Annotated in this window: 3 protein-coding genes and 1 pseudogene; all 4 read left to right on the top strand. The window is 46.8% G+C overall.

From position 1 onward, the window contains the following. Positions 1–507, top strand: a pseudogene (locus PLH26_RS20800) (gfo/Idh/MocA family oxidoreductase); the annotation flags it as partial. A gap of 230 nt (positions 508–737) precedes the next feature. Continuing rightward, positions 738–2,126, top strand: a complete 1,389-nt coding sequence (locus tag PLH26_RS20795; protein ID WP_324587940.1) for a putative oxidoreductase C-terminal domain-containing protein — start codon at positions 738–740, stop codon at positions 2,124–2,126. A gap of 157 nt (positions 2,127–2,283) precedes the next feature. After that, positions 2,284–3,048 carry an SDR family NAD(P)-dependent oxidoreductase gene (locus PLH26_RS20790; protein ID WP_324587939.1) on the top strand — a complete coding sequence of 255 codons (765 nt, stop codon included), beginning with the start codon at positions 2,284–2,286 and terminating at the stop codon, positions 3,046–3,048. Positions 3,049–3,298: 250 nt separating this feature from the next. Then, positions 3,299–3,923, top strand: a 625-nt coding sequence (locus PLH26_RS20785) for a carboxypeptidase-like regulatory domain-containing protein (protein WP_324587938.1), incomplete at its 3' end; no start/stop codon positions are given.

Below are 3,923 nucleotides of genomic sequence, written 5' to 3'. Positions count from 1 at the left end.
ACCGGCTGGGGAGCGCATCATTTTGATATTGCCAACTGGGGGATGGGAACCGAAAATACAGGCCCCATCGAAATATCTGGAAAGTCTGATTGGCCTGCCAAAGAAGCTTTGTGGGATGTGCATGGCAATTACAAAACAGAAAGCCTTTTTTCCAACGGCGTGAAAGTATTGGCGAGCAATGACTATCCCAATGGCGTAAAATTTATGGGTACTGAGGGATGGATATTCGTTACCCGCGGCAGCTATTCCGCAACGGCCAGCGATCCTGTGGCCAAAGGCAAAAATGCCAAAGCATTGGATGCAAGCGATCCCGGTATCCTTACTTCAGTGATTGGCGAAAATGAAATTCATCTAATTGACAGCAAGGATCATCATGCCAACTGGCTGAACAGCATCATTACCGGGATACCCAATATTGCGCCGATAGAAGTAGGCCACCGGGCTTGTTCGGTTTGCCTGCTGAATCACAGCGCTATGAAGCTGAACAGGAATACTGGGATCCGGTAAATGAAAAGTTTAAAAATGATGATGAGGCCAATACCATGCTGGTACGCTCACAAAGATGGCCGTACCAGATCGAGAAAGGATTTAATGTAAGAACGATGATATGATAATTTGAAAATGTAGCGGTCGGCACGCGACCAAGGAAGCGTCAGACCGCGGGTTTCTGCAATTTAGTTCTTTGTGTATTCTTTCGAATTTCGGACTTCCGGCTTCGAACTTTATTAAAATATACTATGCAACAATACAACACGATACTGTTTTTAGCTTTAATGATGGGAGCAACAGCCTGCCAGTCTTCGGGCAGCAAAAATGATGAATCCATAAAAGACAGCAGCATGATCAGACTCATTACACTCGACCCGGGCCATTTTCATGCCGCGCTGGTACAAAAGGTAGGCTATCCCGGTGTGGATACTACCGTGCACGTATATGCGCCGGAAGGTCCGGAACTGCAATCCTATCTCAGCCTGGTTAACCAGTACAACGAAAGAGCCGACAACCCCACGCACTGGAAAGAAGAAATATATACGGGAAGCGATTTCGCCGAAAAAATGCTGGAAGAAAAGAAAGGTAACGTGGTGGTGCTGTCGGGCAACAACCGTTTAAAAACAGATTACATACAAAGATCTGTAGCTGCCGGATTGAATGTGCTGGCAGACAAGCCAATGGCCATTAACAGCACTAATTTTACCAAACTGGTGCAGGCATTCGGCGATGCGGCAAAGAAAAAGGTGCTTCTGTATGATATCATGACAGAGCGTTCGGAGATCACCAATATCCTGCAGCAGGAACTGATACAGCAGCCGGAACTCTTCGGCGAATTAAAAAAAGGAACAGCAAAAGACCCTGCTGTTATGATTGAAAGCGTGCACTACTTTTTTAAAAACGTATCGGGCAAGCCGCTGGTACGGCCGGAATGGTTTTTTGATGCGGAGCAGCAGGGCGACGCCATAGCCGATGTGGGAACACACCTCGTTGACCTGGTTCAGTGGCAGTGTTTCCCGGGAGTGCCGCTGGATTATACAAAAGATATCCGGATCAATGCTGCCCGCGTTTGGCCGACACCGTTAACCCTGTCGCAGTATGCATCCATTACAGGTAAAAATACTTATCCGGAATTTTTGAAAAAAGACATCGTTAAGGACTCCGTCTTAAACACCCATGCCAATGGTGAAATGAATTATACCTTAAAAGACATTCATGTTAGGATCATTGCCCGCTGGGATTATAAGGCTGCAGAGGGCGGCGATACCCATCATGAAATTATAAAAGGAACCAAAGCCACTTTGGAAATACGACAGGGCAAAGCAGAAAATTACAAGCCCGTTTTATACATTATCCCATCCGGTGATAAAAAGGATGATTATGATACCGCGGTGCAGCAGGCAATGACTGCCATTGCTGCAAAATATCCGGGGGTGAAAGCCGAAAAGCAGGGACCGGAATGGAAAGTGGTTATTCCTTCATCATACGATGTGGGCCATGAAGCACATTTCGGGCAGGTAATGGAAAGGTATTTACAATATATGAAAGAAGGCGGTTTGCCCGATTGGGAAGTGCCGAACATGATAGCAAAATATTATACCACTACAAAAGCATTAGAAACAGCAACAAAACATTAACCGTATTCTATTCCGATAGTTAATGTACAGGTAAGCAGCCATCACCATAGAAGATTATAAGCGATCCGGAAAAAAAATACGAATTCCGGGGTGGCGGAGCTTTGCCTGTTTGAAAAGCGAAGCAAAAGATGAACTTATACTGATCTAATTATTTTTTATGACAACGACCAACAAATTCAATCTGACCGGCAAAAAAGCATTGATCACCGGTGGCAGCAGGGGACTGGGGTTTGCCATTGCAAAAGCATTTATTGAGTACGGCGCTGAAGTGATCATTACAGGAAGGAACAGGGAGCATATGAATAAAGCATGTGAGGCGCTGGGAGAAAAATGCAGGGGGCTGATTTTTGATCTTAAAGATTTAGGCGGTATAGGGTCGTTTGTTTCAACGGTAGAAAAAGAGCATGGCGCCATTGATATACTGGTAAACAATGCCGGCATCCACCTGAAAAAGGATGCGCTCGAAGTTAGTGACGAAGCGTATGAGGAAGTGATCCGCATCAACCAGCAGGCGGTGTTTGCGCTGAGCCGGGCATGCGCCAAAAAAATGGTCAAACGCAAAAAAGGAGTGATCATCATGGTGAGTTCGATGGCATCACAATACGGGATACCCAAAGTAATCGCTTATACAGCATCAAAATCGGCAGTAGAAGGAATGACAAGGGCGCTGGCGGTAGAGCTGTCGCCGTTAGGGATAAGAATAAACTGCATAGCGCCGGGCTTTATAGAAACGGACATGTCATCCAAAGCGCTCAATGGCGATAAGGAAAGAAAGCAAAGGGTATTATCACGCACACCAATGGCCAGGCTGGGAACACCGGAGGATGTAGCCCATGCGGCCGTGTATTTATCGTCCGACGCGGCTGCTTACATTACCGGTATCGTACTGCCTGTTGACGGAGGGAATGCTATCGGGTTTTAGCTGTCAGCGGTCGGCACGCGACAAAGGAGCGTCAGACCGCTGATGAATCCGAAGACTGTCGGCTGTGAGCTTTGGGTTAGTTGCAGGTTACAGGTTGCAGGTTTGTATTCCTTCGGATTTCGGAATTCAGCTCTTCGGATTTGAAATTGATTCAGGTTACAAGGCAAACATTTATCCGAAACAATAAACAGGTTAACTGCGAAAACACCAAACTAAAACAGATTATTAATAACCAACAAAACTTGCTATTATGAAGGAGAGAAAACTTCGCAGGCTGCCGGTGCTTTTATGCATCCTCCTGCTTTGCCAGTGGCAAACCTCGCTTGCACAAAACATTACGGTGCAGGGCAGGGTAACCACGGCCGACCGCCCCAACGGCGTTCCCGGGATTTCCGTTAGCGTGGAGGGTACCACCAACGGTACTACCACCAATGATGAAGGCCGGTTCCGCCTGACCGGAGTACCCGCATCAGGAAAGCTTGTATTTTCATCTGTGGGCTTCCAAACACAAACCATTGCAGTAAAAAATCAGTCAACCATTAACGTTGAGCTGGAAGCGGCAGAAGCTTCGCAGTTAGAACAGGTGGTGGTGATTGGCTATGGTACAGCCAAAAAGAAAGACCTTACCGGGGCTGTGTCATCGGTAAAAGCCACCCAACTGGAAAATGAACGGCCGGCATCTATCCAGGACATTCTTCGCGGAAATATTCCCGGCCTCAATATTGGCTTTACGGCTTCTCCAAAAGGGGATGCGTCGCTGGAAGTGAGGGGTAAAAACACTTTGAATGCAGGCTCCAGCCCGCTTATCGTATTGGATGGTATTATTTATTATGGCGCCCTGGCCGACATTAACCCCAATGATATTGAAACCATTG

The organism is Agriterribacter sp., from assembly GCF_035444585.1.
Taxonomy (GTDB): Bacteria; Bacteroidota; Bacteroidia; order Chitinophagales; family Chitinophagaceae; genus Agriterribacter.
This window is presented reverse-complemented; position numbering and strand designations above follow the sequence as displayed.

Coding starts and splice junctions, on each gene's coding strand:
- PLH26_RS20790 (WP_324587939.1), top strand. CDS start 2,284: ATGACAACGACCAACAAATTCAATCTGACCGGCAAAAAAGCATTGATC.
- PLH26_RS20795 (WP_324587940.1), top strand. CDS start 738: ATGCAACAATACAACACGATACTGTTTTTAGCTTTAATGATGGGAGCA.